At 69.6% G+C, this 25,194-nt stretch carries 25 protein-coding genes, 4 tRNA genes and 1 pseudogene; 8 read left to right on the top strand and 22 right to left on the bottom strand.

Annotated features, from left to right (window positions below; translation table 11 throughout):
- Nucleotides 1–392, top strand: a pseudogene (locus tag D7V80_RS28715) (phage recombination protein Bet); the annotation flags it as partial.
- A 190-nt stretch (nt 393–582) separates the two neighbouring features.
- Complete coding sequence (locus D7V80_RS28710) at nt 583–1,926, top strand: hypothetical protein (RefSeq protein WP_147447241.1); 1,344 nt, start codon at nt 583–585, stop codon at nt 1,924–1,926.
- A 98-nt stretch (nt 1,927–2,024) separates the two neighbouring features.
- On the opposite strand, the gene D7V80_RS28705 is transcribed toward D7V80_RS28710, so the two are convergent.
- From D7V80_RS28705 to D7V80_RS28640, 14 genes are all read right to left on the bottom strand, one after another.
- Nucleotides 2,025–3,329, bottom strand: a complete 1,305-nt coding sequence (locus tag D7V80_RS28705) for a serine protease (protein ID WP_120591191.1) — start codon at nt 3,327–3,329, stop codon at nt 2,025–2,027.
- Nucleotides 3,330–3,508: 179 nt separating this feature from the next.
- Nucleotides 3,509–3,582, bottom strand: a tRNA-Arg gene (locus D7V80_RS28700).
- Nucleotides 3,583–3,597: 15 nt separating this feature from the next.
- Nucleotides 3,598–3,671: transfer RNA gene (locus D7V80_RS28695), tRNA-His, on the bottom strand.
- Between the two features lie 94 nt (nt 3,672–3,765).
- Nucleotides 3,766–3,839 (bottom strand) — tRNA-Arg (locus tag D7V80_RS28690).
- A 39-nt stretch (nt 3,840–3,878) separates the two neighbouring features.
- Nucleotides 3,879–3,952: transfer RNA gene (locus D7V80_RS28685), tRNA-Pro, on the bottom strand.
- A gap of 71 nt (nt 3,953–4,023) precedes the next feature.
- The gene (rdgB, locus tag D7V80_RS28680; protein ID WP_120591190.1) at nt 4,024–4,614 is read right to left on the bottom strand and encodes an RdgB/HAM1 family non-canonical purine NTP pyrophosphatase; all 591 of its coding nucleotides are present in this window, start codon (nt 4,612–4,614) and stop codon (nt 4,024–4,026) included.
- Nucleotides 4,611–5,315, bottom strand: coding sequence for a ribonuclease PH (gene rph, locus D7V80_RS28675; RefSeq protein ID WP_014394861.1), 705 nt, complete (start codon nt 5,313–5,315; stop codon nt 4,611–4,613). The genes rdgB and rph overlap by 4 nt, the downstream gene beginning before the upstream one ends.
- A gap of 48 nt (nt 5,316–5,363) precedes the next feature.
- On the bottom strand, nt 5,364–6,170 hold the full coding sequence (locus tag D7V80_RS28670) for an N-acetylmuramoyl-L-alanine amidase (protein ID WP_120591189.1): 807 nt from the start codon (nt 6,168–6,170) through the stop codon (nt 5,364–5,366).
- A 66-nt stretch (nt 6,171–6,236) separates the two neighbouring features.
- Nucleotides 6,237–7,301, bottom strand: a complete 1,065-nt coding sequence (gene selD, locus D7V80_RS28665) for a selenide, water dikinase SelD (protein WP_120591188.1) — start codon at nt 7,299–7,301, stop codon at nt 6,237–6,239.
- Nucleotides 7,302–7,313: 12 nt separating this feature from the next.
- Nucleotides 7,314–8,258, bottom strand: coding sequence for a DUF4388 domain-containing protein (locus tag D7V80_RS28660; RefSeq protein ID WP_120591187.1), 945 nt, complete (start codon nt 8,256–8,258; stop codon nt 7,314–7,316).
- 37 nt (nt 8,259–8,295) lie between these two features.
- The gene (locus D7V80_RS28655; protein WP_014394857.1) at nt 8,296–9,018 is read right to left on the bottom strand and encodes a lipopolysaccharide assembly protein LapB; all 723 of its coding nucleotides are present in this window, start codon (nt 9,016–9,018) and stop codon (nt 8,296–8,298) included.
- Between the two features lie 37 nt (nt 9,019–9,055).
- The gene (locus tag D7V80_RS28650; RefSeq protein ID WP_120591186.1) at nt 9,056–9,760 is read right to left on the bottom strand and encodes a hypothetical protein; all 705 of its coding nucleotides are present in this window, start codon (nt 9,758–9,760) and stop codon (nt 9,056–9,058) included.
- Nucleotides 9,757–10,527 (bottom strand): outer membrane protein assembly factor BamD, encoded by a 771-nt coding sequence (locus D7V80_RS28645; protein WP_120591185.1) that lies wholly within the window; start codon nt 10,525–10,527, stop codon nt 9,757–9,759. Before D7V80_RS28645 ends, D7V80_RS28650 begins: the two co-directional genes overlap by 4 nt.
- Before the next feature lie 12 nt (nt 10,528–10,539).
- Entirely contained in the window at nt 10,540–11,046 is a 507-nt protein-coding gene (locus D7V80_RS28640) for a regulatory protein RecX (RefSeq protein ID WP_120591184.1), read from the bottom strand.
- Nucleotides 11,047–11,082: 36 nt separating this feature from the next.
- Here D7V80_RS28640 and D7V80_RS28635 point away from each other — a divergent pair, with 36 nt between their 5' ends.
- On the top strand, nt 11,083–11,820 hold the full coding sequence (locus D7V80_RS28635; RefSeq protein ID WP_120591183.1) for a hypothetical protein: 738 nt from the start codon (nt 11,083–11,085) through the stop codon (nt 11,818–11,820).
- A gap of 31 nt (nt 11,821–11,851) precedes the next feature.
- Here D7V80_RS28635 and D7V80_RS28630 read toward each other — a convergent pair whose 3' ends face one another.
- From D7V80_RS28630 to D7V80_RS28615, 4 genes are all read right to left on the bottom strand, one after another.
- Nucleotides 11,852–13,261, bottom strand: coding sequence for a type IV pilus twitching motility protein PilT (locus D7V80_RS28630; protein WP_120591182.1), 1,410 nt, complete (start codon nt 13,259–13,261; stop codon nt 11,852–11,854).
- 135 nt (nt 13,262–13,396) lie between these two features.
- Complete coding sequence (gene rpsI / locus D7V80_RS28625) at nt 13,397–13,798, bottom strand: 30S ribosomal protein S9 (protein WP_120526842.1); 402 nt, start codon at nt 13,796–13,798, stop codon at nt 13,397–13,399.
- Between the two features lie 8 nt (nt 13,799–13,806).
- Nucleotides 13,807–14,253 carry a 50S ribosomal protein L13 gene (gene rplM, locus D7V80_RS28620; protein ID WP_043321175.1) on the bottom strand — a complete coding sequence of 149 codons (447 nt, stop codon included), beginning with the start codon at nt 14,251–14,253 and terminating at the stop codon, nt 13,807–13,809.
- Between the two features lie 167 nt (nt 14,254–14,420).
- The gene (locus D7V80_RS28615) at nt 14,421–16,487 is read right to left on the bottom strand and encodes an ATP-dependent helicase (RefSeq protein WP_120591181.1); all 2,067 of its coding nucleotides are present in this window, start codon (nt 16,485–16,487) and stop codon (nt 14,421–14,423) included.
- 34 nt (nt 16,488–16,521) lie between these two features.
- On the opposite strand from D7V80_RS28615, the gene D7V80_RS28610 reads away from it, so the two are divergent.
- Together D7V80_RS28610 and D7V80_RS28605 are read left to right on the top strand one after the other, a co-directional pair.
- Complete coding sequence (locus D7V80_RS28610; RefSeq protein ID WP_233585810.1) at nt 16,522–17,082, top strand: hypothetical protein; 561 nt, start codon at nt 16,522–16,524, stop codon at nt 17,080–17,082.
- 70 nt (nt 17,083–17,152) lie between these two features.
- Nucleotides 17,153–17,608 carry a caib/baif family protein gene (locus tag D7V80_RS28605; RefSeq protein ID WP_193352558.1) on the top strand — a complete coding sequence of 152 codons (456 nt, stop codon included), beginning with the start codon at nt 17,153–17,155 and terminating at the stop codon, nt 17,606–17,608.
- A gap of 34 nt (nt 17,609–17,642) precedes the next feature.
- Here D7V80_RS28605 and D7V80_RS28600 read toward each other — a convergent pair whose 3' ends face one another.
- Nucleotides 17,643–18,821, bottom strand: coding sequence for a class I SAM-dependent rRNA methyltransferase (locus tag D7V80_RS28600; RefSeq protein WP_120591180.1), 1,179 nt, complete (start codon nt 18,819–18,821; stop codon nt 17,643–17,645).
- Between the two features lie 8 nt (nt 18,822–18,829).
- Nucleotides 18,830–20,107 carry a metallopeptidase family protein gene (locus tag D7V80_RS28595; RefSeq protein ID WP_120591179.1) on the bottom strand — a complete coding sequence of 426 codons (1,278 nt, stop codon included), beginning with the start codon at nt 20,105–20,107 and terminating at the stop codon, nt 18,830–18,832.
- A gap of 105 nt (nt 20,108–20,212) precedes the next feature.
- Between D7V80_RS28595 and D7V80_RS28590 the strand changes: the two genes are divergently transcribed.
- A complete protein-coding gene (locus D7V80_RS28590; protein WP_120591178.1) occupies nt 20,213–20,794 on the top strand; it encodes a nucleoside triphosphate pyrophosphatase in 582 nt (193 codons plus the stop codon).
- 21 nt (nt 20,795–20,815) lie between these two features.
- Here D7V80_RS28590 and D7V80_RS28585 read toward each other — a convergent pair whose 3' ends face one another.
- Complete coding sequence (locus D7V80_RS28585; RefSeq protein ID WP_120591177.1) at nt 20,816–21,778, bottom strand: DHH family phosphoesterase; 963 nt, start codon at nt 21,776–21,778, stop codon at nt 20,816–20,818.
- A 366-nt stretch (nt 21,779–22,144) separates the two neighbouring features.
- On the opposite strand from D7V80_RS28585, the gene D7V80_RS28580 reads away from it, so the two are divergent.
- On the top strand, nt 22,145–22,393 hold the full coding sequence (locus tag D7V80_RS28580) for a hypothetical protein (protein ID WP_120591176.1): 249 nt from the start codon (nt 22,145–22,147) through the stop codon (nt 22,391–22,393).
- Between the two features lie 350 nt (nt 22,394–22,743).
- Here D7V80_RS28580 and D7V80_RS28575 read toward each other — a convergent pair whose 3' ends face one another.
- Entirely contained in the window at nt 22,744–24,213 is a 1,470-nt protein-coding gene (locus D7V80_RS28575) for a PD40 domain-containing protein (RefSeq protein ID WP_120591175.1), read from the bottom strand.
- A 140-nt stretch (nt 24,214–24,353) separates the two neighbouring features.
- Between D7V80_RS28575 and D7V80_RS28570 the strand changes: the two genes are divergently transcribed.
- Nucleotides 24,354–25,151: a TatD family hydrolase gene (locus tag D7V80_RS28570; RefSeq protein ID WP_120591174.1), complete on the top strand. Its 798-nt coding sequence runs from the start codon at nt 24,354–24,356 to the stop codon at nt 25,149–25,151.
- The last annotated feature ends 43 nt before the right edge of the window (nt 25,152–25,194 follow it).

Below are 25,194 nucleotides of genomic sequence, written 5' to 3'. Positions count from 1 at the left end.
CCCTGGCCCCGGCCCCCGCCCCCGCGGAGGCCGCCAAGGCGGTGGAGACGGCGCGGACTCCGGAGAAGGAGGAGGCGCGGCTGGACGTGGACGTGCCGCTGGCGCCGGCCAAGACGGTGGCGGCGGTGCCCGTGGCCCAGACGCCCGAGCGTCCGAAGGCGAGCGCGGTGGTGGTGGCGTTCGGCCCGCACAAGGGCAAGACGACGTCCGAGCTGTCCGACGACGAGCTGAGCGAGACCATCGACCTGGCGCACGAGAAGCTGATGGAGCAGCCCCGGGCCAAGTGGGCGAAGGCCATGCGCGAGAACCTCACCGCGCTGGAGGCGGAGACGGAGCTGCGCTGCCAGGTGCCGTCCTCCAAGGACCGCGCCGGGACGAACCCGGACGCTTGAGCCCACGTCGTTCGCTGAGCTGAAAAGACGCCCGCGTTCCCTGCAGAGGGGACGCGGGCGTCGTGCTTTCCTGCGTTCAACATCCGCTCCACCTATTCTGGCCCCTGAGGGAGCGGCCCCTGGCATTCCACGCGGTGCGTCCTCACCTGCACTCTCGGTCAAGGACATTGATCGGGATGGAGCAGGGCACATGGCCGGGCGCAGGGCATGGCGGTTCATCGTGGCGGGGTTGTTCGTGGGTGGCGTGGGCGCGGGTTGCGGAAACTCCGCGCCAGCGCGTTCCGTGGGGGAGCCGCCCGAGCGGCCGCAAGAGGTGGATACCGGGGTTCCGGATCCAGGCGGCGTCACCGGAGAGGACACTCCGAAACCCGCCCCGGTGGACACGGGCAATCCTCCGGAGCAGCAGCAGCACGATGCGGGTGTTCCTCCGGAACAGGACGCAGGTACACCGCCGGAGCAGGACGCGGGCACGCCTCCAGAGCAGCCCGACCCCGCGGCGTGCGAGGGGGTTCCGAGCATCTCGCCGCAGCAGCTCGCGGCGTTCGAGCTCTGGAGCCATCGGGGCGACAGGGAGATCTCATGCTTCGCCACCGCACCGGATGGCGCGGGCGGCGCGCTGGTCCTGCGAGGCAACGGCGTGACCTTCCAGATCGCGACGCGCTCCGGGGGCTCTCTGTTCTGGTACAGCGTGAACGACTTCAGCGCGACCGCGCAGCCCGGAGGGATGCTGGGCATCACCGACCCCATCCAGGACGTCCCCCAGTGGTTGCTGTTCGTCGACGGGCCCACCGGTTATGCCCGCCAGCAGCCGAACGAAGCGGCGGAGATCGTGATGACGTCGGTGGATCCGACGGGCGGGCTCCGTGCGGTCCTCGCGGATGGGACCCTCAAGGCCTACAGCGTGCACGGCGAGACCCGCTGGAGCCTTCCCGTATCCCTGAGCGCGCCCTTGAGTGCCGTGGGCGTGGATGCCCGGGGTCACACCCTGGTGCTGGCCGTGGGCGATACCCGGTTCGGCCCCTCGACGGTGGAGGGGCTCTGGGTGGACAGCAACGGTCAGCCCGGTCAGCCCTTCCTCGCGCTGGCCCAGGCCCCGGCAGGCAGCTACGAGCTCATGCCCCAGGTGAACGAGGGCCTGTTCCTGGCCGTCAACCACGGCGCCAGGACGTGGGCAGCGGCCTTCGAATCTCTTCAGCCCGAGGCAAGCCCCGCGCCCGAATGGCTCGCCCGGGGTGCGGAACGGCCGCTGCTCCGGCTTCCGGGGGGCAAGGGCTACTTCCGCCCTTCGGCCACCGACACGGGCAACTGGAGCTGCGAGCGGCAGGCGGAGTTCCTCTCGCCGAAGGGGGCTTCGTGCGGCACGCTCCCGTTCCTGTCCGGCCCCAAGGGGGACTGGTCTCCCTGCAAGCACTTGATGCTGGGCGCCGATGGGACGGTCGTCGAGCCCGTGGGCTGGATTGAACCCGAGTGGGCGGACCGGGAAGGCCACCCGGTGTATTGCTCGGTCCGGTACTGGCCCAGGCTGCTCCAGTAGCAGCGTTCCCACCGTGAGATGAACAACGCCCGCGTTCCCGAAGAAGGAACGCGGGCGTCTTCAGGCCCAGACGGGTGGCCCCGTCAATGACAGGGCCCCTAGAAGTTCATCGGGCCGCCCGGCAGGTTGTAGACATACGGGAATGACGTATCAGGCACGGTGACCCCCACGAAGCCCGAGGCATTAAAGTACGAAGAGGGAATCTGGAAGCGGAAGCCATGGGCGCCCGTAAGACCGAACTGCTGGTTGATGTCCGGCCGGATCCGGTCAGTCTGAACCGTGAAGTTCGTGCCGATGGTAGGGAATGACGTCCGGACGAGGTTCACGGTCACCGTAATCTGGGCCTCCGGCGTCCTGCGGTCGAAGAGCCACCCCGTCACCCAGCCAGCGCTGTCGATGCCCTCGATCGCGCCCTTGAAGTTGAAGCACAGCCGGCTGCTGGTGAAGCCCGGCGTGGCGCAAAGCTTGTCGAGAATGGGCCGCATGGCATAGCCCGAGGCGGTTTCACGCCAGAGCGCCTCATTCGCCACGTTGCAGGTGTTGGAGCTGTCCGGCACGTAGTCATCTCCACCTGCGCCAGCGAAGAGGACCCCTGCCACGGTATAGCCTCCCTGCGCGTAGATGGCGCTGCCAGAGTTCCCACCGAACGTGTCCAGGTCCGCCTTGATATTGTCGCTGGTGGCCAGGGACCGCAGGATGCCCGCGGAATCAATCTTCAGCGGAATGCCACTGGGAGAGCCAATGAGGGCCATGGGCTGGCCCTGAGGGAACGGATGGTTCCCGAAGGCCACCCGGGCCGGAGTGAATCGCGGTGTCGCCGGACGATCCAGCCGGACGATGGCGTAGTCCTCAATCCAGGACGAGCCACTCTCGCGGCGCCGGTTGAGCACAATCTCCTTGCAGCTGAAGTAGTCCGCGCTCGACATGGAGGCGACCGTCGTGGCGTTGGTACGGTAGTACCCGAAGACCCAAGCTTCCGAGCCACATGACGTCCCGAGGCAATGTCCCGCGGTGAGGACAAGGTCGTCGTCAATCAAGACCCCTGAGCATTCTCCCAGCGTCGGGTCGTTGTAGAACCGCTCGCTCGAGCAAAGCCCCTTGGCCGCCCCGAGGATCTGGCTTGCAGCGACATTCGCCGGCGTAGGTGCCCCAGACCTGGTCATCATGGTCGGCGTCGAGTTGACGGCGAGATCGACCAGGGTCGCATCGGGATGCGCATAGACATCCTGACGGTCATCATAGAAAGAAATGGCTTTGTCCCGGCGTTCTTCCAGGTGTCTGGAGTCATCCAGGTTGCCCTCGGCGGGTCCGCACGCACCGGCCGAAAGCCCGGACACGACGGCCATCAACATCGCCACACTTCGCGAAGCGCCCCAACGCGCCACGTTCTTCTTGTTTGTCATAGTCCCCTTCACGGAAAGCGCGGGGGCTTTTAGACAAACAAGACAGGAATGAAAGGAATTATTTCCCCGTGAACAATTCCAGCACCACACGGAGGGTGGTGGCTGCGTTTGACTGAGGGGAAGTCGAAGCGCGGAGCCGGGAGGCGGCGTCTGACGCGGCTTCAAGAGGGTTGAGACAGTGCGCCCAGAGGGACTTGAACCCCCAACCCTCGGCTTCGAAGGCCGATGCTCTATCCAGTTGAGCTATAGGCGCGGGGAAGCAAAGAAGGGCGAATGACCGGGATCGAACCGGCAACCTCCGGAGTCACAGTCCGGCGCTCTAACCAGTTGAGCTACATTCGCCGTCACTTCGCACGTCCAACGGCGTTGCTGCGGCGGTCTCCTACCGTGGAAACCGGGGCCGTTCAAGGCCCAAAACCACCGGCCAGCAGATTAGCGCCCCAGGCAGGGCTCGAACCTGCGACCCCCGACTTAGAAGGTCGGTGCTCTATCCAGCTGAGCTACTGGAGCTGGCCGGTCCTCACTGCTGAAACATCACGGCACTTCAAGTCGGGGCGAGAGGATTTGAACCTCCGACCCCCTGCGCCCAAGGCAGGTGCGCTACCAGGCTGCGCTACGCCCCGAGAAGTGCTGCATTCTTCGCCTAACGCGGACGGACGCGCAAGCCTGCTCTTCCTGACGCCCGCCCGGCCGGTCAGAGCGCCAACAGATGGCGCCGCATCAGCTGGAAGGCCCGGGCCCGGTGCGACACCCGCGACTTCTCCTCCGGCAGAAGCTCCGCCATGGAGCGCCCGCCCTCCCCCTCCACCTGGAACACGGGGTCGTAGCCGAAGCCGTGAGTCCCCCTCGGCGCCCGCAGGATGACGCCCTCGCAGCGCCCCACCTCCACCCGGGGTGCGTCCCCCTTCCCCGTCACCAGCGCCAGGGCGCAGCGGAAGGAAGCGGTGCGCTTCTCCTCCGGCACGTCCGCCAGCTCGGTGAGGAGCTTCTCGTACCGGTCCTTGTCATCCCCCGGCGCATAGCGGGCGGAGTGCACGCCGGGCTGGCCGTCCAGCGCGTCCACGCACAGCCCGGAGTCGTCCGCCAGCGCGGGCAGCCCGGTGGCCTCCGAGTAGGCGCGGGCCTTCTTCACCGCGTTCTCCTCGAAGGTGGCGCCATCCTCCACGGGCTCCGGCACGGGGGGCAGGTCCTTGAGGGACACCACCTCCACCGCGTCGCCCACGAGCAGGCGCAGTTCGCGCACCTTGCCGGCGTTGCCGGTGGCGAAGAGCAGCTTCGGCTTCATCCCAGCACCTTCGCCTGCGCGGCGGCGAGCTGCTGGATGGCGGCCAGGCCTCCGTCCAGCATCGCGTCCATCGACTTGCGGTCGAAGAGCTTGTGCTCGGCGGTGCCCTGCACCTCCACGATGCGGCCGTCGCCCGTGGCCACGAGGTTCAGGTCCACCTCCGCGGTGGAGTCCTCGTCGTAGTCCAGGTCCACGCGCACCTCGCCGTTCACCACGCCCACGGACACCGCGGCCAGCGGGGTGAGGCCCTTCAGGATGCCCGGCTTGTTGAGCGAGCGCATGGCCAGCACCAGCGCCACGTACGCGCCCGTGATGGACGCGGTGCGCGTGCCGCCGTCCGCCTGGATGACGTCGCAGTCCAGCGTGAAGGTGCGCACGCCCAGCGCCTGCAGGTCCACCGACGCGCGCAGGGCGCGGCCGATGAGCCGCTGGATCTCCATGGTGCGGCCGGACTGCTTGCCCTTGGCGGCCTCGCGCGAGCCGCGGGTGTGCGTGGCGCGCGGGAGCATGCCGTACTCGGCCGTCACCCAGCCTGAGCCCTTGCCCATCAGGTGCGGCGGGACGCGGTCCTCCACCGAACAGGTGACGAGCACCTTGGTGTGGCCGAACTCCACCTGGACGGAGCCCTCCGCGTAGCGGTTGACGTTGGGCGTGAGGGTGACAGGCCGAAGGTCCAGCGCACCACGGTTGAACGAACGCACGAGGGAAGGCTCCTGACAGGGAGGGACAGGCGAAGCCCCCACGCTTTATCAGGGCGCGGTGGATCCAGCCACCGGTTGCGAGGGCGAGGAGTCCCGCCGCCGCGTCTCCCGGAGGAAGGCCTGCACCCCGTCCGCGATGGCCTCCGCCAGCGTCTCCTGGTACGCGGCCTTCCCCAGCCGCGCGCCCTCCTGCGGGTGGGAGATGAAACCCACTTCAATCAGCACCGCCGGCGCCTCCACGCCCGTGAGGACGAAGAAGGGCGCCTGCTGCACGCCCCGGTCCGCCGCGCCGCTCTTGGAAATGAGGCGCGGGTGGATGGCGTACGCCAGCCGGGACGCATCCGTATGCGCCTCCGTGCGCGCCAGGTCATCCAGGATGAAGGCCAGCGTGGAGTGCCCCCGCGCCGCACGGGCCGTGGGGGCTTCCGCGTTCTCGCGGTCCGCCACCGCGCGCGCCGCCTCACCGGAGGCGTTGGCGGAGAGGAAGTACGTCTCGATGCCCTCGGTGCGCTCGCGCAGGCGCTTCGTGGGCATGGAGTTGGCGTGGATGGAGAGGAAGAGGTCCGGCCGCTGGATGTTGGAGAACTCCACCCGCTCCGACAGCGCCATCAGCGTGTCGCGGTCGCGCGTGAGGAACACCTCGCTGCCCGCGGCCTCCAGCTTCTCGCGCAGGCGCTGGGCAATCTGGAGCGCGACCTCCTTCTCCCAGAGGCCCCCGGGCCCCTTCGCGCCCTCCTTCGCCCCGCCATGTCCCGGGTCGATGACGATGCGCGCACCGCGCTCCCCCGCCCCGGCGAGGGCCGGCAGGAGGCACGCGAGCACGGGGAGGTAGAGGGGGAAGCGGCGCGGCGACATTCGCGCCGGGATGTTAGCGGAGGCCCGGCCCGGAGGCGAAATCCGCTCCCGGGCGGCAGTGCGCCTTCAGCCGATGACGTCGATGCCGGGGCGGCCCGCCTGCACTTCGCCGATGAGGGCCGCGTCCACGCCCGCCTTCTCCAGCGCCTGGATGGCCTTGAGCGCGTGGCGCGCGGGCACGCTGGCCAACAGGCCGCCGTTGGTCTGCGCGTCGGCGAGCAGCCACTGGATGTGCTCCGGCAGCCCCTCCGGGAACGTCACCTGCTTCTTCACGTGGGCGAGGTTCGTCTTCGTGCCGCCCGGAATCACGCCGGCCTCCGCCAGCGCGGGCACCTCCGCGATGAGCGGGATGCGCTCCAGGTCCACCGCCGCGCGCGTCTTCGCGCCGTTCATCATCTCCAGCAGGTGGCCCAACAGGCCAAAGCCCGTCACGTCCGTGAGCGCGTTCACCTTGAAGGCGCCCGACGCGAACACCTCACCGGAGGTCTTGTTGAGCGTGGCCATCTGCGCCGTCACGCGCTTCGTCAGCGCCTTGGACGCAAGTCCCCGCTTGATGGCGGTGGTGGCGATGCCCGTGCCCACGGGCTTGGTGAGCAGCAGCACGTCCCCCGGCTTCGCGCCCGCGTTGGTGAGCACCTTCTTCGGGTGCACCACGCCGGTGACGGCCATGCCGAACTTGGGCTCCGGGTCGCGGATGCTGTGGCCGCCCAGGATGGGGATGCCCGCCTCGTCCGCCTTGGACTGGCCGCCCGCCAGGATCTTCTGCAGCGTCTTGAGCGGCAGCTCGTCCGGGAAGCAAACCAGATTGAGCGCGAACAGCGGCTTCGCGCCCATGGCCCAGATGTCCGACAGCGCGTTGGCCGCGGCGATGGCGCCGAACTGGAACGGGTCGTCCACGAGCGGCGGGAAGAAGTCCACCGTCTCCACCACGGCCATGCCCGGCGCGACCTGGTACACGGCCGCGTCGTCGTTCGTGTTGAAGCCCACCAGGGCCCGGGGGTGGGACGCCGCCCCCTTCAGCCCGCCCAGGACCGTCGCCAGGTCCCCCGCCTTGAGCTTCGCCGCGCAGCCCGCGCAGTGGCTCATCTCCGTGAGGCGCTTCTTCGGCGCCACCGGCTTCTTGCCCGCCATGGTGTTCCCGCCCTACTCCGCGCGCACGTAGTCGCGCTTCATGAGCTGCACCACCGTTTCAGCGGTGAGCACGTCGTCGCCGTCCGAGTGGTCCAGCACGCCGCCCAGCGAGCCGTGGTTGTGCACCAGCTGCAGCACGTCCAGGTGCTCCGGCGTCAGTTCCTTCAAGGGCGCCGTCAGCGGCTGCGCGATGCGCAGCGCCGTGGCCATGGGCGGCAGGTTCGGCTGCAGGCGCTTGAACTCGTCCAGCTGCCGCAGGGCGTCCATCAGGAGCGCTTCGGTGGAGGAGTCCAGCTCCACCATGAACTCCTGCGTGTCCGCGGGGCGCAGCTCGAAGTCACCCTCTTCCCAGGTGACGATGCGGTTGAAGCTCTTCTGCGGGCCCAGGTTGTGGTTGTCGTCGATGACCGCGTAGTACACGCGGCCCTGGCGCAGGTAGATCTTCCCCTCGTGGGCGTTGTTCACCACGAGCACGCCGTTCTTCTTGGACGTGTGGAAGAGCTGGAGCAGGTCCGGGAGGGGGATCTCTTCAATCTTCCCCGTCATGGAGCTGGCCTTGGTGGTCCGCGCGGCCTGGGCGGCGGCGGCCTCCTCCAGCTTCTGCTTCACGACGCTCTCGTCCACCGGGGCGCTCTCCGCGCCCTGGTGCACGAGCTTGAGGATGGAGGTCCCGATGAGGATGCGGTCCCCCTCCTTCAGCTTGGCCTGCTTGACCTTCTCGCCGTTGACGAAGGTGCCGTTGGTGGACCCCAGGTCCTCGATGGTGATGGCTCCGTCGGAGAACAGGATCTTCGCGTGCTTGCGCGAGACCATGTCCTCCACCAGCACCATGTCCAACTCGCTCGACCGTCCGACGACGATCTGCTTGTTGGCCTTCAGCGGGAACTCACCGCCCTGGTACTTCCCGGAGATGAACTTGAGGGCAAAGGACTTCGCCGTACCGCCAGGAGTGCTCACGGTGCCGCGACCTCGATGATGGAAGTTGCCATGGTGCTCAACCCGTCACTTCCGCCTTCCCCGGGTCCTTCACCAGGTTGAGGTACATCTGCGCGCTCTTGTTGCCGGGGCTGCGCACGAGCACGTCTTCCCAGACCTTCACCGCCTCGTCACGGCGTCCCGCCGAGTACAGGGCGATTCCATAGTTGATCCGTCCAGGAATGTACGACGGATTCTGCGCGATGACCTGTTCGTACTCCGCCAGGGCCGCCGCGTTGTCGCCAGCGTCACGCAGGGCATTGCCCAGCTTCAGCCGGATGTCCACGAACTCCGGGAAGTGGGCCAGCGCGCGGCGGTACTCTTCAATGGCCTTGGCCCACACACCGCTGGAGGCGAACACGTCGCCAATGTCGGCGTACATGTTGGCCACCTTCTTCATGACGTAGGGGTCCAGCTCGCCGGGGGCGCCCTTCTGGCGGGACAAGGCGGCCTGGTAGACCTCCTTCGCCTCCGCGTACTTCCCCATGTCGTTGTAGATGACCGCCAGGTTGAGCGCGGCCTCGGTGTACGCGGGGTTGAGCCGCAGCGCGGACTCAAAGGCCCGCTGCGCCCGGGCGAACTGGCCCTGGTCGTGGTAGATGATGCCGAGCATGTTGTAGACGTCGGCGAAGGTCGGATTCTGCTCGACCACCTTCGTCAAGAACTGCTCGGCCTGGGCGTACTGCTTCTTCTCGAAGGAGCCGCGCCCGAGGGTCAGTAGCTGCTTGAGGGCTTCGTCCATGACTCGGCCCGCGCGGGCCCCTGCCTCCTCAGGAAGCCTACATCAGCCCGGGCGAAAACAAGAATTGATCGCCCTCGCGCACAAGCAAAAGCGGTCGCTCGCCCCGGGTGTCCACCGGCCGGGCCGGAAGGTCTCCCTCCACCCGGTAGTGCTCCGTCACCGTCACGTCGTCCCGCTCCAGCCGGGCGTACCACGCCTGGGCCGTCAGCCGCCGCTTGCTCAAGGGGGCCACCTCCGCCCACGTCCGCCCTGCCCCGCCATCCCCTCCCGGTCCCGCCAGCCGCGCCAGCGCCTCCGGCCGCCCTTGCGACAGGGCCTGCCGCCGCGCCTCCAGCGCCGCCACCACCGCCACCAGCCGCGGCGCCACCGAGGACTCGGGCTTCCACCGGCCGGACGCGCGGGTGAAGGGGACCACCTCCACGCCCGCGGTGCTGACCGTGGTGGCGCCCAGCACGCCCTCGAAGTCCAGCGTGGCGAAGGCCTCCGCGCGCTGGCCGTCCGGCGCCACGGAGACGGAGATGCGGGCGTACTGGAGCTTCCGCGAGACGAGCGGAGCCTGGGCACCGGGCACGGGCAGGGACACGCCGTCGTGCTCGGCTTGCTTCAGGGTGGTGATGATCTCCGCTTCCGGCCCGGCCGCGGCGCCCAGGAGGCGCGAGCCCAGGAACAGGAGGACGATGGCGGCGGCGAGCACGGCGATGCCGATGCCCCCCAGCCGGCCCCAGTCCTCCGAGCGCCTCACGAGCCCAGCATCTTCTGGGCACGCTGGGCGGCGGGCGTGCCCGGCAGGCGCTTGAGGACTTCCTTCAGCGTGTTCTGCGCGCGCTCCGTGTCGTTGAGCTTCACGTAGGCGTTGTGAAGGTCGAAGAGGGCCTCCTCCTCCAGCGGCGTGCCCGGATAGTTCTTGAGCAGCCCCTCCAGACGCTGGGCCGCGGCCTTCCAGCGCTCGCGCTTCGCGTAGAAGGACGCGACGTACAACTCATGGCGCGCCAGGCGCTGCTTGGCATCATCCCGGTGCGCCGTGGCGTCCTTCACGTACTGCGAATCCGGGTACTCGCGCAGGAAGACGTTCATGGCCCGGAGCGCGTCGTACATGGGCTTCTGCTCCTTCTCGTAGGAAGGCGGCAGGGCGAAGAACTCCGAGGGGAACTCCTGCACGTAGGAGAAGGCCGCGCGGTAGGCGGCGTAGTCCACCTTGGGGTGCGTGGGGTGCAGTCGCATGAAGGAGTCGAACTTCTCGCGCGCCTCCGGGTACATCTCCCGGGCGAGGTCCAGGTCCGCCAGCTTCAGCTCCGCCTCGCGGGCGGCCTCCAGGTAGGGGAACTTGGTGCGGACGTGTTCGAAGTACTTCTCCGCCTTGAAGTAGTCGTTGTCCTCCAGCGCGGCCTCGCCCAGCGCCAGGTTCTCCGCGGCCATGGCGGCGTAGTCGGGCTCGCCCGCGGGCCCCGCGGAGAGGGCGGCACAGGCGGACAACATCAGGGCGGACAGGACGAGGACGACGGAGCGCATCACGCCCCCAAACTATTCGTCCTGCCCGGAGGGGTCCAGCGAAGGTTCTCCCACCAGCCGGGTCACGATGTCCGGCGCGAAACCCCGGCTGAGCAGGAGCCGCCCCGCCCTCGCCTGCTCCTTCGCGTCCAGCGGGCGGCCGGCCAGGCGCCGGCGCTCCAGCACCAGCCGTGCGGCCTCCAGCGCGTCGAAGCCCACCGCGTCCTTCGCCTCCGACAGCGCCCGCCGCGCCTCCGTGCCCTCCAGCCCGTGCGCCTGGAGCCGTTGGAGGACGGCCCGGGGACCCAGCTTGCCCCTGCCCAGCAGGGCCTGGGCGCGTTCACGCGCGAACTTCGCGTCGTCCAGGTAGCCCCATTCCGACAGACGGGCGAGCACCGCGTCGCGCACGGATTCGGGGTAGCCCTTGCGCTCCAGCGCGAGCGTCAATTCATGCCGGCTGCGGCCACGCGCCTTGAGCAGGCGCAGGCAGGCGTCGGTGGCGCGCTGGACAGCCTCGGGGCCTTCGGGCTCGTCAACCATCGCGGAGTCCCTACCATGTGGTAACAGGCCGAAGCCATGCACCCCATCCTCGCCCGCTTCCTCACCGCAGACGCCGCCAGGGAAACGCTCCGCAAGGAGAAGGCGGGTGAACCGCTGACTCCGGAAGAGCAGCACTTCGTGACGGCCGCGGACGCCAACCCCAAGCAGAAGGCCATGCTGCTGGGCGTGAGCGGACGCGCGCTGTCCTCCGATGCCCAGGCCGCGCTGGTGCTGCTGGCCGCGCACGCCGCCGCCCGCGCGCTCACGCAGGACGAGTCCTTGTCCGCCGCGACGCAGAAGGCGCGTGACGCGCTGAAGGAGGAAGGCGCGAGCGACGAGGAGTCCGACGCCTTCCTCGCGTCCATCCTGCTGGAGGAGGCCTTCGGCTACGAGCAGGAGGTGGACAGCTTCGACGCGGACTACGTGAAGGAGTCGCTGGGGGAAGTGCCCGCCCTGGCCGCGCTGTCCAAGGAGTCCGTGGACGCGCTGTTCCTCGCGTTCGCCAAGGCCGCGCCCAACGACGCGGACCGCAAGGCGCGCGAGCACATGGCGCGCGCGCTGTTCGACATCGCGTGGTCGGAAGGGCCCACGTCCATCAACCCGGAGCACCTGGAGACGCTGCTCGACAACGAGGTCGTCCAGGAGTCCGACGAGGTGCAGGACGCGCGCGTGCGCGCCACCGTGTCGCTGCTCCAGACGCTGGCGCACCAGGGGCTCATCGGGCCCATGCGCCTCACCCGGCTGCGCGCGCAGCTGGGGGACGACGACGCCTGAAGCGCCGCCCTCCCCCTTCGCACCGGGATTCCTAGAAGCGTTCGATCTGGAAGTCGTCGTCGCCGCCGGCCGCTGGAGCGGGCGCGGCCACCGGGGCGGGCGTGGGCGGACGGGCCGCCACCTGCGGAGGCAGCGGCCGGCCCTGGACGACGCCGGGCGGCGGGGTGGCGGGACGCGGCGCCGCGACGCCGGGAGGAGGCGTCATGGGCCGGCCGGCCATGGGCGCTCCGGGACGCGGCGCCTGGGGCACCGGCGCGGGCGTGGGCGCCATCGGGGTGGGCGCGCCCTTCTGCGCGAAGGACTGCGAGCCCGGGATGGGCCGCTCCTCGCCGGCCTTGGCGTCGAAGGCGTCCCACTTCGAGTCGGACGTGCCGCTGATGCCGGAGAAGCGCAGCGCGAAGTCGTCCGGGTTGCTGGCCTGGCGGTGGGCCTCGTCGTAGGTGACCAGGCCGTTGCGCACCAGGCTCATCAGCGACTGGTCGAACGTCTGCATCCCGTAGGAGTCCGTGCCCTGCGAGATGGCGTCGTGGATCTCCTTCGTGCGGTCCTTGTCTTCAATCAGCTCACGCACGCGCGCGGTGACGCGCAGCACCTCCACCGCGGCCACGCGGCCCTTGCCGTCCGCGCGCGGCACCAGACGCTGACTCACGACGCCGCGCAGCACGCTGGAGAGCTGCAGGCGCACCTGCTTCTGCTGGTGCGGGGGGAACGCGGACACGATGCGGTTGATGGTCTCCGTGGCGTCCAGCGTGTGCAGCGTGGACATCACCAGGTGGCCCGTCTCCGCGGCGTGGAGCGCCGTTTCGATGGTCTCGTGGTCGCGCATTTCGCCCACCAGGATGACGTCCGGATCCTGGCGCAGCGCGGACTTCAGGGCCTGCGAGAAGCTCATCGTGTCCACACCCACTTCGCGCTGGTTCACGATGGAGCGCTTGTCGCGGATGAGGAACTCGATGGGGTCCTCGATGGTCATGATGTGGTTGGTTTCGTTGGAGTTGATGTAGTCGATCATCGCCGCCAACGTGGTGGACTTGCCGGAGCCCGTGGTGCCCGTCACCAGCACCAGGCCGCGCTCCTCGCCACACACCTTCTCCAGCACCGTGGGCAACAGCAGGTCCTTCATCGTCATCACCTTGAAGGGGATGACGCGGAGCACGGCGCCCACCGTGCCGCGCTGCTGGAAGACGTTCACGCGGAAGCGGCCCAGGCCCGGCACGCCGTAGGCCAGGTCCACCTCGTTGCTGACCTTGAACTTCTCCTTCTGGAACTCGTTCATGATGCCGAACGCCATGCGCGCCACCTCTTCGGGGGGCAGGCGGCGGCCGTCCTTGAGCGGAACCAGCGAACCGTCCACGCGGAACATGGGCGGCAGACCCGCCTTCAGGTGGATGTCGGAGGCTCCGCCGCGCAGGGCGATCTGCAGGATTTCGTTGAGTTCCATGAGGGTGTCCGGATGGTAGCAGAACGCCCGCGCGCGTCGCGACGCCCACCCGCTTGCCCGCAAAGCACGACGGCGGAGGCTTCCCGAAGGAAACCCCCGCCGACGAACGGCCGGACAGCTGGCCGACAAGCGTGATTAGCGCTTGGAGAACTGGAACCGACGACGGGCGCCGGGCTGGCCGTACTTCTTGCGCTCGACCGCGCGGGCATCGCGGGTGAGGAAGCCGGCCTTCTTCAGCGCCGGACGGAACTCCGGGTTGAAGGCGCACAGCGCGCGCGCGATGCCGTGACGGATGGCACCGGCCTGGCCGGAGAGGCCGCCGCCGCGCACGTTGACCGTGACGTCGAGCTTGCCCTTCTGCTCCAGGATCTCCAGCGGCTGGTTGAGCACCATCTTCGACGTCTCACGGCCGAAGTACTCGTTGATGTCGCGGCCGTTGATGACGACAGCGCCGTTGCCAGGACGCACCCAGACGCGAGCGGTGGCCTCCTTGCGGCGGCCCGTGGCGTAGAAACCGAGTTCAGGATTGATCGCCATGGTTGTTCTTACGCCTCGACCTTGAACGCCACCGGCTTCTGCGCGGTGTGCGGATGGGTGTCACCAGCATACACCTTGAGCTTCGTCATCATCTGACGGCCCAGGGCATTGCGGGGCAGCATGCGGCGCACGGCGTTGAGGATGATGTCCTCGGGGTGACGCTGGCGCAGCTTCTGGAGGTTGGTGATCTTCAGGGCACCCGGGAAACCGGCGTACGGGTGACGGTAGTACTGCTTGTCCGTCTCCTTCGTACCCGTCACCTTCACCTTCTCGGCGTTGATGACGATGACGTGGTCACCCGTGTCGATGGACGGGGTGTACGTCGGCTTGTGCTTGCCCTTCAGGAGGGTGGCGATCTGACTGGCGGCGCGACCAAGCACCTTGTCGGACACGTCGATGACGTGCCACTGGCGCTTGATGTCCCCAGCCTTGGCGCTGTAGGTCTTCTGCGACATTTCGTGCACTCCAGACTTCGGCGCGACGCCCAGGTGCATGCCAGGGGTCGCGTGCTCGTGCGAACCAACCGCGGGTCCTCCGCCTAAACTCCGACAGAAGCCCGGAAAGGCTGACCCTCCTAGTAGGACGGCGGGATCAAGTCAAGGTTGGGCGTACGGGGGACCCCTCAGGGCGCCCGGCCAGGGGGGCCCGGGCCCGGTCCCCCGGCGGCGGGCTTCTTGAAGCGCTCCTTCAGGTTCGCGAAGAAGTTCTTCTCCTTCTCGTCCGGCGGCCCCTGACGCGGCGCGTCCATATCCACGACTTCAAAGGCGTCCGGGGGCAGGTCCTCCAGGAAGCGGGAGGGCGTGCGGGGGACTTCCTTGCCGCGCTTCACGCGCACGGTGGAGCGGGTGAGGTAGAGCAGCTCCTTGGCGCGGGTGATGCCCACGTAGCAGAGGCGGCGCTCCTCCTCGAGGTTCTGGGCCTCGCCCTGCATGCCGCCGTGGGGCATCAGGTCCTCCTCCATGCCGATGAAGAAGACGAGCCGGTACTCCAGGCCCTTGGAGGCGTGCAGGGACATCAGCGTCACGCGCTTGTTCTGCCCCGGGACGTCCTCCTCCTCCTGGCGCGTGTCCAGGCTGAGGCGGTTCAGGTACGTGAGGAGGCTGGCCTTGGGGCCCTCGCGCTTCTCGAACTTCTCCAGGGACGCGAGCACCCCATCCACGCCCTTGAGCTTCTTGTCCGCGGCGGTGCCGGAGACGGCCTTGGCGCGGGTGGCCTCCCGGAAGCCGATCTCCTCCAGCAGCTTGTGCGTGGCCTCCGACAGGCGGGGCGTCTGGGCGAAGGCCTCGCGGTAGCGCTCCACCATCTCCACGAACTCCAGCACCTTGCCGCCCGCGCCCGCGGGCAGGTCGTCATAGGTGTCCGCGCGGCGCATCACCGTCCAGAGCGTCACGCCCTCCGCGCGCGAGTGCGCGTGCAGCCGCTCCATGGTGACGTCGCCAATGCCGCGCGAGGGCACGTTGACGATGCGCATGAGGGAGATTTCGTCCAGCTTGTTCGCCAGGACCTTGAAGTACGCGATGACGTCCTTCACCTCGCTGCGGTCGAAGAACTCGCTGCCACCCACCACTTCGTAGGCGATGTTCTTCTCGCGCAGCATCTCCTCCACCGGATGGGCCTGGCCGTTGGTGCGGTAGAGCACCGCGATGTCGTCCGCGGGGACGCCCAGTGAGATGTGCTTCTGGATTTCGTGCGCGATGAAGCGGGCCTCCTCTTCATCATTGGGGCACGCCACCACCTTCACCAGTGGGCCGCCCTTGCGGTCGGTCCACATGCGCTTGTCCTTGCGCTCCGGGTTCTTGGCGATGACGGCGTTGGCCGCGTCCAGCACGCGCTGGGAGGAGCGGTAGTTCTGCTCCAGCCGCACCTCCTTGCCGCCCGGGAAGTGCCGGTCGAAGTCCAGGATGTTGCGCACCTCCGCGCCGCGCCAGGAGTAGATGCACTGGTCGTCATCCCCCACCGCGCACACGTTGCGCGACTCGCCCGCGAGCAGCTTGAGCAGGTCCAGCTGGGCGTGGTTGGTGTCCTGGAACTCGTCCACCAGGAGGTACTGGAAGCGGGCCGTGTACTTGCGGTGCAGGTCCGGGTGCTCGCGCAACAGGCGCGCGGGCAGCACCAGCAGGTCGTCGAAGTCCACCGAGCCCTGCGCCTTGAGCGCGAGCTGGTAGTCCGCGAAGACCATGGAGGTGATGAGGTCGTAGTCGTCCCCCATCCCCTCCGGCTTGGGCTGGGGCGTCTCGCCGGAGTTCTTCGCCTTGGAGATGAGGGTGAGGACCTTGCGCGCGTCAAAGGCGCGGTCGTCGATGCGCTTCTCGCGCATGGCGCGGCGGATGATGGAGAGCTGGTCGCCCATGTCCGCGATGGCGAACTTCCGGGGCCAGCCCAGCCGGTGGATGTCCTCGCGCAGCACCTCCGCGCCGAACGCGTGGAAGGTGCACACCAGCACGCCCTGGGCGCGCGGCCCGGCCATGTGGATGAGGCGTTCCTTCATCTCCGTGGCGGCCTTGTTGGTGAAGGTCACCGCCAGGATGTTGCGGGCCATGATGTGGTTCGGCCGCTCGTTGAGCAGGTGGACGATGCGGTGGGTGATGACCCGCGTCTTCCCGCTGCCAGCGCCTGCCAGCACGAGCAGGGGGCCCTGGAGCGTCACCACGGCCTCGCGCTGAGGAGGATTGAGCTTCGAAAGGTCCATTGCGCGCGGGCCAGGGATACCCTTTGATTCGTTCGTGCGCGACTATTTCCTCCGGCTGGCCATCGCATCGTTCGCGCTCGGCGTGGGCGGCGGATGCCTTGACGACGAACGCACGACATCTCCCGCCCCGCGCGACGTGGTGACGACCGCCGCACCGTGCGTGTACTTCAAGGACCTGGCGCCGTTCCTGCCGGAGTCGCTGGAGGGCTTCACGGTGGGTGCCACCGCGGGCTCCACCGGGAAGTACGGCGAGGTGTCCGTGTCGGAGGCGGAGCGCACCTACACCCGGAGCGAAGGCCGCGAGGTGAAGGTGCGCATCGTGGACACCACGATGGGGTTGAAGCTGGGGCAGGCCATCCGCGAGGCGGCGCAGAAGGCACGCGGGCGGGCAGCCAGCGACCCCACGGCGCCCATCCAGTGGAAGGAGGCCGTGGGCTTCGTGCGCTATGACGCGGACGAGGCCGTCGCGGAGGCGAACCTCCTGGTGGGTGACCGGTTCGTGGTGGCTGTCACCAGCCGCGGCTTCCCCAGCACCGTGGAGGTGCGGCGGGTGGCGCGAGGCATCGACCTGGCCGGGTTGGCCCGGCTGCAGTGATTCAGGACTTCAAGGAGCGTTTGTGGCGGTGAAGGAGAAGGGGTCGCGGCCCCAGACGACCCAGGAGTTGATGGAGCAGGAGAAGGCGGCGCGCCTGGGCGTGTCGTCCCTGGGCAAGCGCGAGTTCATGGACCAGTTCCAGAAGCTGTCCAAGAGCTACGCGGTGGACCCGGGCAACCCCGGCTCCTATGCGTGCGAGGGCTGCCAGCGCTGCGCCAACTGCATGTTCTGCAAGGACTGCGACAGCTGCCACCAGTGCACGCACTGCACGCGGTGCGAGCTGTGCACCAACTGCTCGCACTGCGTGGAGTGCAAGAACTGCCACGCGTGCGCCTACTGCGTGCAGAGCGAGAACTGCTCCAGCAGCGCGTACGTGGTGATGAGCAAGAACCTGCAGGACTGCAACTACTGCTTCGGCTGCGTGGGGCTGTCCAAGAAGGACTTCCACATCCTCAACGTGGGCTTTTCCCGCACCGAGTACTTCAAGGTCGTGGGCCGGCTGCGCAAGGAGCTGGGCATCCCGTAGCAGGCTCCGGCCCCCTGCCCCGCCGCGCCCGGACCTAGAGGGCGCGCACGTAGAGGGCCTTGAGGTACTCCGTCTCCGCGAGGCCCGCGAGCACCGGGTGGTCCAGCCCGGCGCCCCGCCGCTCCAGAATCTGCACCGGGCGCTTCGCGTCCGCGGCGGCGTCCAGGACCATGGACTCGAAGCCCTGCCGGTCCAGCTTCCCGGAGCACGAGCACGTCACCAGCAGGCCGTCCGGCTTGAGGCAGCGCAGGGCGCGCAGGTTGAGCTCGTGGTAGGCGCGCAGCGCGGTGGCCAGGCCCTCGCGGCGCTTGGCCAGCCCGGGCGGGTCCAGGACGATGGTGTCGAAGCGGCGGCCCTCCTGGTCGAAGCGGCGCAGCACGTCGAACGCGTTGCCGTTCTCCACCTTCACGTTGGCGCGGCCGTTGGCCTCCGCGTTCGTCTGGATGCGCGAAGCGGCCTTCGCGTCCTGCTCCACCGCGAGCACCGACGTGCAGTGCTTCGCGAGCGCGAGCGCGAAGCCGCCGTGGTAGCTGAAGCAGTCCAGCGCTTCGCCCCGGCCCAGCTCGCCCGCGCGCAGGTGGTTGTCCACCTGGTCCAGGAACGCGCCCGTCTTCATGTCGCCCAGGAGGTCCACTTCGAAGCGGTTGTCGCCCTCGTGGTAGGTGAAGCGCGCGGCGCCCTCGCCGTGCAACAGGCGCACCTCGCGGGGCAGGCTCTCGAAGTCGCGGCCGGAGGCGTCGTCGCGGCACACCACGTGGCTCGCGCCCGTCCTCTCCACCAAGGCGCGCGCGAGCATCTCCTTGCGCGCGTCCATGCCCTCCGACAGCGTCTGCACCGTGAGGCCCTGGCCGTAGCGGTCCACGAAGAAGCCGGGGAGCAGGTCCGCCTCGCCGTGCACCAGGCGCAGGCCGTCCCGTCCCGGCAGCACGGCGCGGCGGGCGAGCGCGGCCTCCAGGCGGCGGATGAAGAAGGCGTCGTCCACCTTCTCCTCATTCGGCCCCTTGCGCGTGAGCAGCCGCAGGGCGAGCGGGGAGCGGCGGGCGTAGAGCGCCTGGCCAATGGGGTTGCCCTGCGGATCCACCACGGCCACCACCGTGCCCGGCGTGTCGGTGGCGGGAGCGTCGGTGAGCTCCGTGCGGTACACCCAGGGGGTGCCGCGACGCAGCGTCTTGGCGCCCTTCAAGCTGACGCGGGCGGTGGGAAGGGAAGGCATGTGGGGGCTCACTCCAGGCCGCGCGCGGCCAGTTCCTCGTCGTCTTCCCCGCGCAGATGCCCGATTTCATGCAGCAGTGTCACGCGAATCTGTTCGCGCAGCTCTTCGGGGGTGCGCACCGCGCGGGCCAGGTTGCGCCGGTAGAGGGCCACCGAGCGGCAGGGCGTCTCCGAGCCGTCGCAGGGCTCCTGGAGGGACGGCCCCCGGAACAGCCCCAGGATGGTGGGCGACAGGGGCGGCTGGTTGGCGAGCAGGTCGTCCTCGGAGGGAATCTCCTCCGTGGCCACCGGCACGCCCTCCAGGTCGCGGCGCATGTCCGCGGGCAGGTCCGCCAGCGCGCGCGTCACCTGGGCCTTGAACTCGTCCGGCGACGGCAGGGGCGGCGGGGGGAAGTCCTTGGGCTCCAGCGCGCGGGCCTTCTGGAAGTGGTCCTCCGCCCTGGCCCACTGGCCCTCGCGCTCCAGGAGCAGGCCCAGGTGCTGGTGCGCGTGCGCCGCGCGGTCCTTGTCCTTCAGGAGCGACACGAAGGCGGCCTTCGCCTCGCGGAAGCGGCACAGCTCGAAGAGGGCCAGGGCCTTCTCGTACTTTGCCTCGGCGTTGCCCGGCTCGCGGGCGAGCACGATGGCGGCGCGGTCCAGCGCCTGGTCCGCCTGCCCCAGGTCGTTGAAGGCCATGGCGGCCACCAGCGCCAGCGACGGCACGAGCTCCGGGGGCGTGGAGGGCTGGGACAGGCCTCGCTCGGCGTAGAGGGCGCCCAGTTCGTCCCGCTCGCGCGTGGAGGGCAGCTGCACCGCGTACAGGTGCGCGGCGCCCAGGAGCGCGTCCGCGTCCCCCGGGTCGATGGCCAGCGCGCGCGCGTAGGCGAGCTGCGCCTCCGGCTCGCGGTTGAGCGCGGCCAGCGCGGCGCCCCGTTCCGCGTGGGCGGCGGCGAGGTCCGGCTCCAGCGCGGCGGCCTGCGCGGCGCAGGAGAGCGCCTCCGCGTAGTGGCCGGCGTCGTAGTAGTCGCGGGCCGCGTCCAGGGGGGCTCCGCCCTTCGCGTCGCACACCGCCAGCGGGTGCACCTCCGCCACCGCGTCGTCCGGGAGCGTCTCCGGAGTTTTCAGGGAGGCGTGGGGGCCCGCGTCCAGGGGGCCTTCCGCGAGCGCTCCCGCGTCCGTGCCCGCGTCAGCCGCCACGGCGGACGTGGCCGTGCCCGCATCCGTGCCCGCGTCGGCGTCCGCCGGAGGGGGTCGTTTGCAGGAAGCGAGCAGGAGGAGACAGACAGCGAGCAGACCGCGCCGCGACATGGGCAGGGAGGCTATGGCATCCGCCCCATGCACAGGAAGCGGGGACGTGCCTGCCCGCCTGAGGGGTCCCATCCCCTCCCCGGCTGCACTACCCTCCGGCCTCCCATGAGAGAACTCATCCTGGCCTCCACCTCCAGCGCGCGACGGGTCCTGATGGACGGGCTGGGCGTGCCCTACCGCACCGAAGCCCCCAACGTGGACGAGCAAGTCCCCGCCGACCTGCCCGCTGACGAGGCCGTGCGGATGCTCGCGGTACGCAAGGCCCGCGCGGTGCAGGAGCGCCACCCGGAGGCCTGGGTGCTGGGCGCGGATCAGCTGGTGGAGGTGGGCCGCGACGTGCTGGGCAAGCCCCAGGACCGGGACGCGGCCCGCGCGCAGCTGACGCGCCTGCTGGGGAACACCCACGTCATCCACACCGCCGTGTGCCTGCTGGGGCCGGGCGGCCACCACTCGGAGACGCTGGAGGACACGCGCCTCACGTTCTTCCCCGTCCCGGCGGAGGAGCTGGAGCGCTACCTGGACACCGGCGAGTGGGAGGGCTGCGCGGGCAGCTACCGCGTGGAGGGCCGCGGGCAGGCGCTGCTCCAGAAGCTGGAGGGTGACCGCACCAACGTGCAGGGGCTGCCCATGCTGTCGGTGGTGCGGCTCTTGCGGCAGGCGGGCTTCGACCTCTTCGCCCGCCCCTAGCTCCCGCGAAGGCCCGGCGCTTCAGCGCGCGCCGGACAGCTCCGCGAGGATCTCCTGGTGCGCGGCCCGCGCCTTGTCGGCCTGGTCCGCCTTGAAGCTCGCCGCGGCCACCACCGGATGGCCGCCCCCGCCGTAGCGGCCGGCGATGGCGGACAGGTCGTGCTTGCGCGTCTCCGGCTTCCACGGGTTGGAGCCCAGCGAGACCTTGGCGCGCGACGCGCCCTTCCCCACCCACAGCGTGTAGCGCGCGTCCGGATAGAGCGCGTACGCGATGAACTTGTTGAGGCTGTCCACGCCCTCGTCCACCAGGTCGAAGGAGACAACGCCGTTCTCGTACCGGGCCTTCTCGCGCACGAGGTCGATGTTGCGCTGATGCCGGAAGAGCAGCGGCTCCAGCGGGGCGGCGATGAGGGGCGACGCGGCGATGTCCGCCAGCGATTCCGTCTGCATGCGCCGGATGACCTCCGGGATGAGCGTGTCGTCCTTCGTCGCCTCCAGCACCGTCATGATGCGCAGCGCGGGCTCCTCCAGCGCCACCGCCATCTGGGGGCTGGGGAACTGCGCGCCGTCGATGATCTCCGCCCAGTACAGCAGGTCCTTCAGCGGGGACGCGTCCCAGCCGAAGCGCTCGCGCGCCACGTCCGCCAGGTACAGCGTGCAGCTCTTGCGGTGCGGGTCGTGGAACTTCTTGCCGCTGGTGTCGCGCTGGAAGTGGGGCTCGTCGCCGGGCTGCTGGAAGGCGGAGGCGTGGTGGTCGAACCACCAGGTGAGCCGCGCGTCCTGGCTGTAGCGGAAGTCGACGATGACGTTCTCGTCACCGGTGAAGACGGCCGGGTCGATGCCCTCCGCCCCCGGCTTGTGGGCCAGCCCCCGGTAGGTGAACGTCGCGTCCGCGCGCACGCGCTCCCGGTAGAAGCGGGTGAAGACCGCGGCGCTGGCCGCGCCGTCGAAACAATTGTCGTGGAAGAGGACCTGGACTCGCATGGGCGCCCGCCCTCTACCCCAAAGCCCCGCCGCGTCCCAACCGCACCGTGGTCGCCTGCCCGCAGGGGCTGTGGCCAGGGGGTGACACCCGACCCAGCCCTGTCGTCGCACGACCTCAGGCAGGTGCGAGCCATTGAACGATGCGTGGAAATCACCGCACGGAGTGAACGAAAAACTCGACAGAACGAGGAACGACCCTGAAGGGCTGAAAAAAGGAAGGCCTGCTCGCCCCTCGGAAACCCGCTAGCGACAAGGAAAACCCCTGGATTCAGGGACCTGACGGGGAGGCTGAGCCCTGGCACCTCGCCTGCATGGTGTCAGACCGACGAGGTACTCACCCGCGTGTCGGCAGTGGCGGGAGGAACCATGGCGAAGCGGACCGCAGGCAAGACGAAGGGTGGCACGGTGCGGCGGCAGGGTCGGCGGGTGATGCCCGCGCTGCGTCGCACGGCGAAGCGCGCTCGGGTGGCGGCCCAGAAGGCCCAGCTCACCTTGGGCGAGGTCATCGCGGCGGCGTTCGACACGGCGGGCGGAGAGATGAGCGGCGTGCTGGAGCTCGTCACGTCCCCGCAGATGACCCGCGCGCTGGGCCGCCGCATCGTCGTCGTGGGCTGAAAAGAGCCCGCGTCCAAGGCCCGCGAAGCCCAGGCCGTGCTCCATCTCCAGGGAGCGCGCGGGCGCGGAGCCGTCGCGACACGGCTGTCAGTCTTCCTCCACCAGGTGCCGCGTTTCGCGTGAGCGCGGGTGGAGCCCTTCTCCCCTCCCTTTTCGTCCTGGAACCTGGATCCACTGGACCGGGTAATGGATCCACTCGGGGTTCATCCGGACCCTGGACTGCCCGCGTTCGTCACTTCGCGCCGGGTGGGCGGCGCGCTTCGCACTGAAACACGACGGCCCGTGTTCCCTCGCGAAACGGGGAACACGGGCCGGGAAGCCCCGGAGTCCGGGGCTTGGGAGGCGTGTGGCTAGCGGGGCTGCCAGCGCGGGCGGTGGTCGTCACCCTCGCTCGTCAGCACCGTGTACGTGGTCTTCGGGTGGACGATGGCCGTGCCGGTCGCGGCGCCCGTGGCCGGGTCGATGGCCTGCACCCGGAGCTCGCCGCCCAGGATGTAGGCCAGGAGGCGGCCGTCCGGGGAGAACGACGGCAGCGTGGCGTTCTCCGCGAAGAGCACCGGCTCGCCCAGCTTCCCGCCCGAGGCGTCCACGCCCTGCACGTAGATGTCGTTACCCCGGTCGGTGCCGCACAGCTCCGCGCCAACGTTGCCGCACAGCGTGGCCGCGTTACCGATGAGCAGGAAGTTCGCGCGCACGTACGCCACCCATTTGCCGTCCGGCGACCAGTTCGGGTTCGCGATGTACGAATCCACCGAGCCGCCCTCCACGGCCCGGGTCGAGGTGCCCGCGAGCAGCTTCGGGTCGCCGCCGCCGGTCACCGGCAGCGAGTACAGCTTGAGCACCGGGGTGGCCTCCGCGCCGAAGTTCACGGTGGTGCCTTCCGGGTTGGCCAGGAAGAGCAGCTGCGAGGTGGTGCGGTTGTAGTGCGGCTGCTCGCCCGAGTCGGGAGAGCCCTGCAACGGAGTGGGCATGCCGCTGCCCGTGGAGATGGAGATGCCGGTGTTCGCCGCGCTGTACGCGAAGCTCGTGCCGTCGGGCGCCCAGTCCGGGAAGGTGCCGTTGCCGGTGGCCTGCGCGGGCGTGCCGCCCGTCGCCGCGATGGTGGAGATGCCCGTGCTGCCGCGCACCCAGGCGATGAGGTTGCCCGGCTCCCACTCCATGTAGCGGATGCGCGCACCGCCGGCGGCCGTGCCCGTGGTCAGCACGGTGGGCGCGTCGGCCGTGAGCGGCACGGGGCGCACCGCGAGCTCACCCGCGGCGCCGGTGACGTCCCCCTGCACGAAGGCCACCTGGGCGCCGTCCGGGCCGAAGCGCGGGTAGGCGCTGGCGACGCCGTCGGCGCTGAGCGACGTCATCCCCGGCACGTCGTATTCCGCGACCAGCGCGCGCGTGCCACCGTCGTTGCCCGTCACGGCGATGAGGAGCGACTGGCAGGTGGCGGCCTCGCAGCGCAGGCCCGCCATGCAGTCCGTGGACGCGGTGCACGCTTCGCCCTTGGCCACGTTCATGCCCGCGTCAGTGCCGGCGTCCACTTCCGTCCCGGCGTCCTCGGTGCCCGCGTCGACCTCCGTGCCCGCGTCGACCTCGGCGCCCGCGTCGACCTCCGTGCCGGCGTCCTCTTCCGTGCCGGCGTCCTCTTCCGGCGGGAGCACGAGGTTCTGAAGCTCGCACTTGTTGTCCGCGTTGCAGATCCACTCCTGGCCCGCCGGGGCGGCGCCCTTGTCACGGCAGTCGAACTGATCGACGCACTCGTCGCCACAGCCCGTGCCCAGCACCGTCAGCGCCCCGAACAACGCCCCCAACACCACACGCTTGGTCATTTCCACGCCTCCCACAATCACGATGGATCCAAAGTCAGGGGGCGCGTCTTAGCTTCGCGTTCGTGGGTGCCGGGACGCCTTGAAGGGCACGCCATCCAGGGCTGTCGGTGATTGAACGGGTCTGCGAAGAAGGGTGCTCAATGATCGACACGCATTGCCATCTGGACGCCTCGCGCTTCGACCCGGACCGCGACAGCGTTGTCACGCGCGCCTGGGCCGCGGGCCTGCACGGCATCCTCATCCCCGCGGTGGGCCCGGACACGTGGGAGCCATTGCTCGCGCTGCCACGCAAGGACGCGCGCATCCAGGTGGGGCTGGGCATCCATCCCCAGTTCCTGCCGGACCTGCCGCCGGAGGACGACGGCGCGCACCTGGAGCGGCTGGACGCGCTGCTGTCACAGGGCGGCGCGGTGGCGGTGGGCGAGTGCGGCCTGGACGGCCCGTCCCTCCCCGGCGCCCCGCTGGAGCGGCAGCTGGCGGTGCTGCGCGGCCACCTGGCCCTGGCGCGCAAGCACGGGCTGCCGGTGCTGATGCACTGCCACCGGCTGCACCCGGCGCTGATGGAGTTCCTGAAGACGGAAGCCTGGCCGGAGGCCGGCATCCTGATGCACAGCTACAGCGGCGGCGCGGAGCTGGCGCGCTTCTACATCCAGAAGGGCTGTCACTTCTCCTTCGCGGGCCCGGTGACGTGGGCGGAGGCGCGCAAGCCGCTGGATGCCCTGCGCGTGATTCCGGCGGACCGGCTGGTGGCGGAGACGGACTCGCCGGACCAGGCGCCCACGCCCTTCCGGGGGCAGCGCTCCGAACCCGGCTACCTGCCCCACATCCTCGCGGGCATGGCGCAGGTGCTGGGGGAGCCGGTGGAGGCGCTCGCCCAGCGGACGACCGAGAACGCCCGGCGCCTGTTCCGGGAAGCTTTCCCCTCCCCTTCGCGGTAGGCGAGCGTCGCGTGATAGAGGAGCCCTTCATGAACCCGCAGCC

Origin of the sequence: Corallococcus sp. CA054B (assembly GCF_003611625.1) — a bacterium.
Classification (GTDB): Bacteria; Myxococcota; Myxococcia; order Myxococcales; family Myxococcaceae; genus Corallococcus; species Corallococcus coralloides.
The sequence above is the reverse complement of the archived record's forward strand: the minus strand, read 5'-3'. Positions and strand labels throughout refer to the sequence as shown.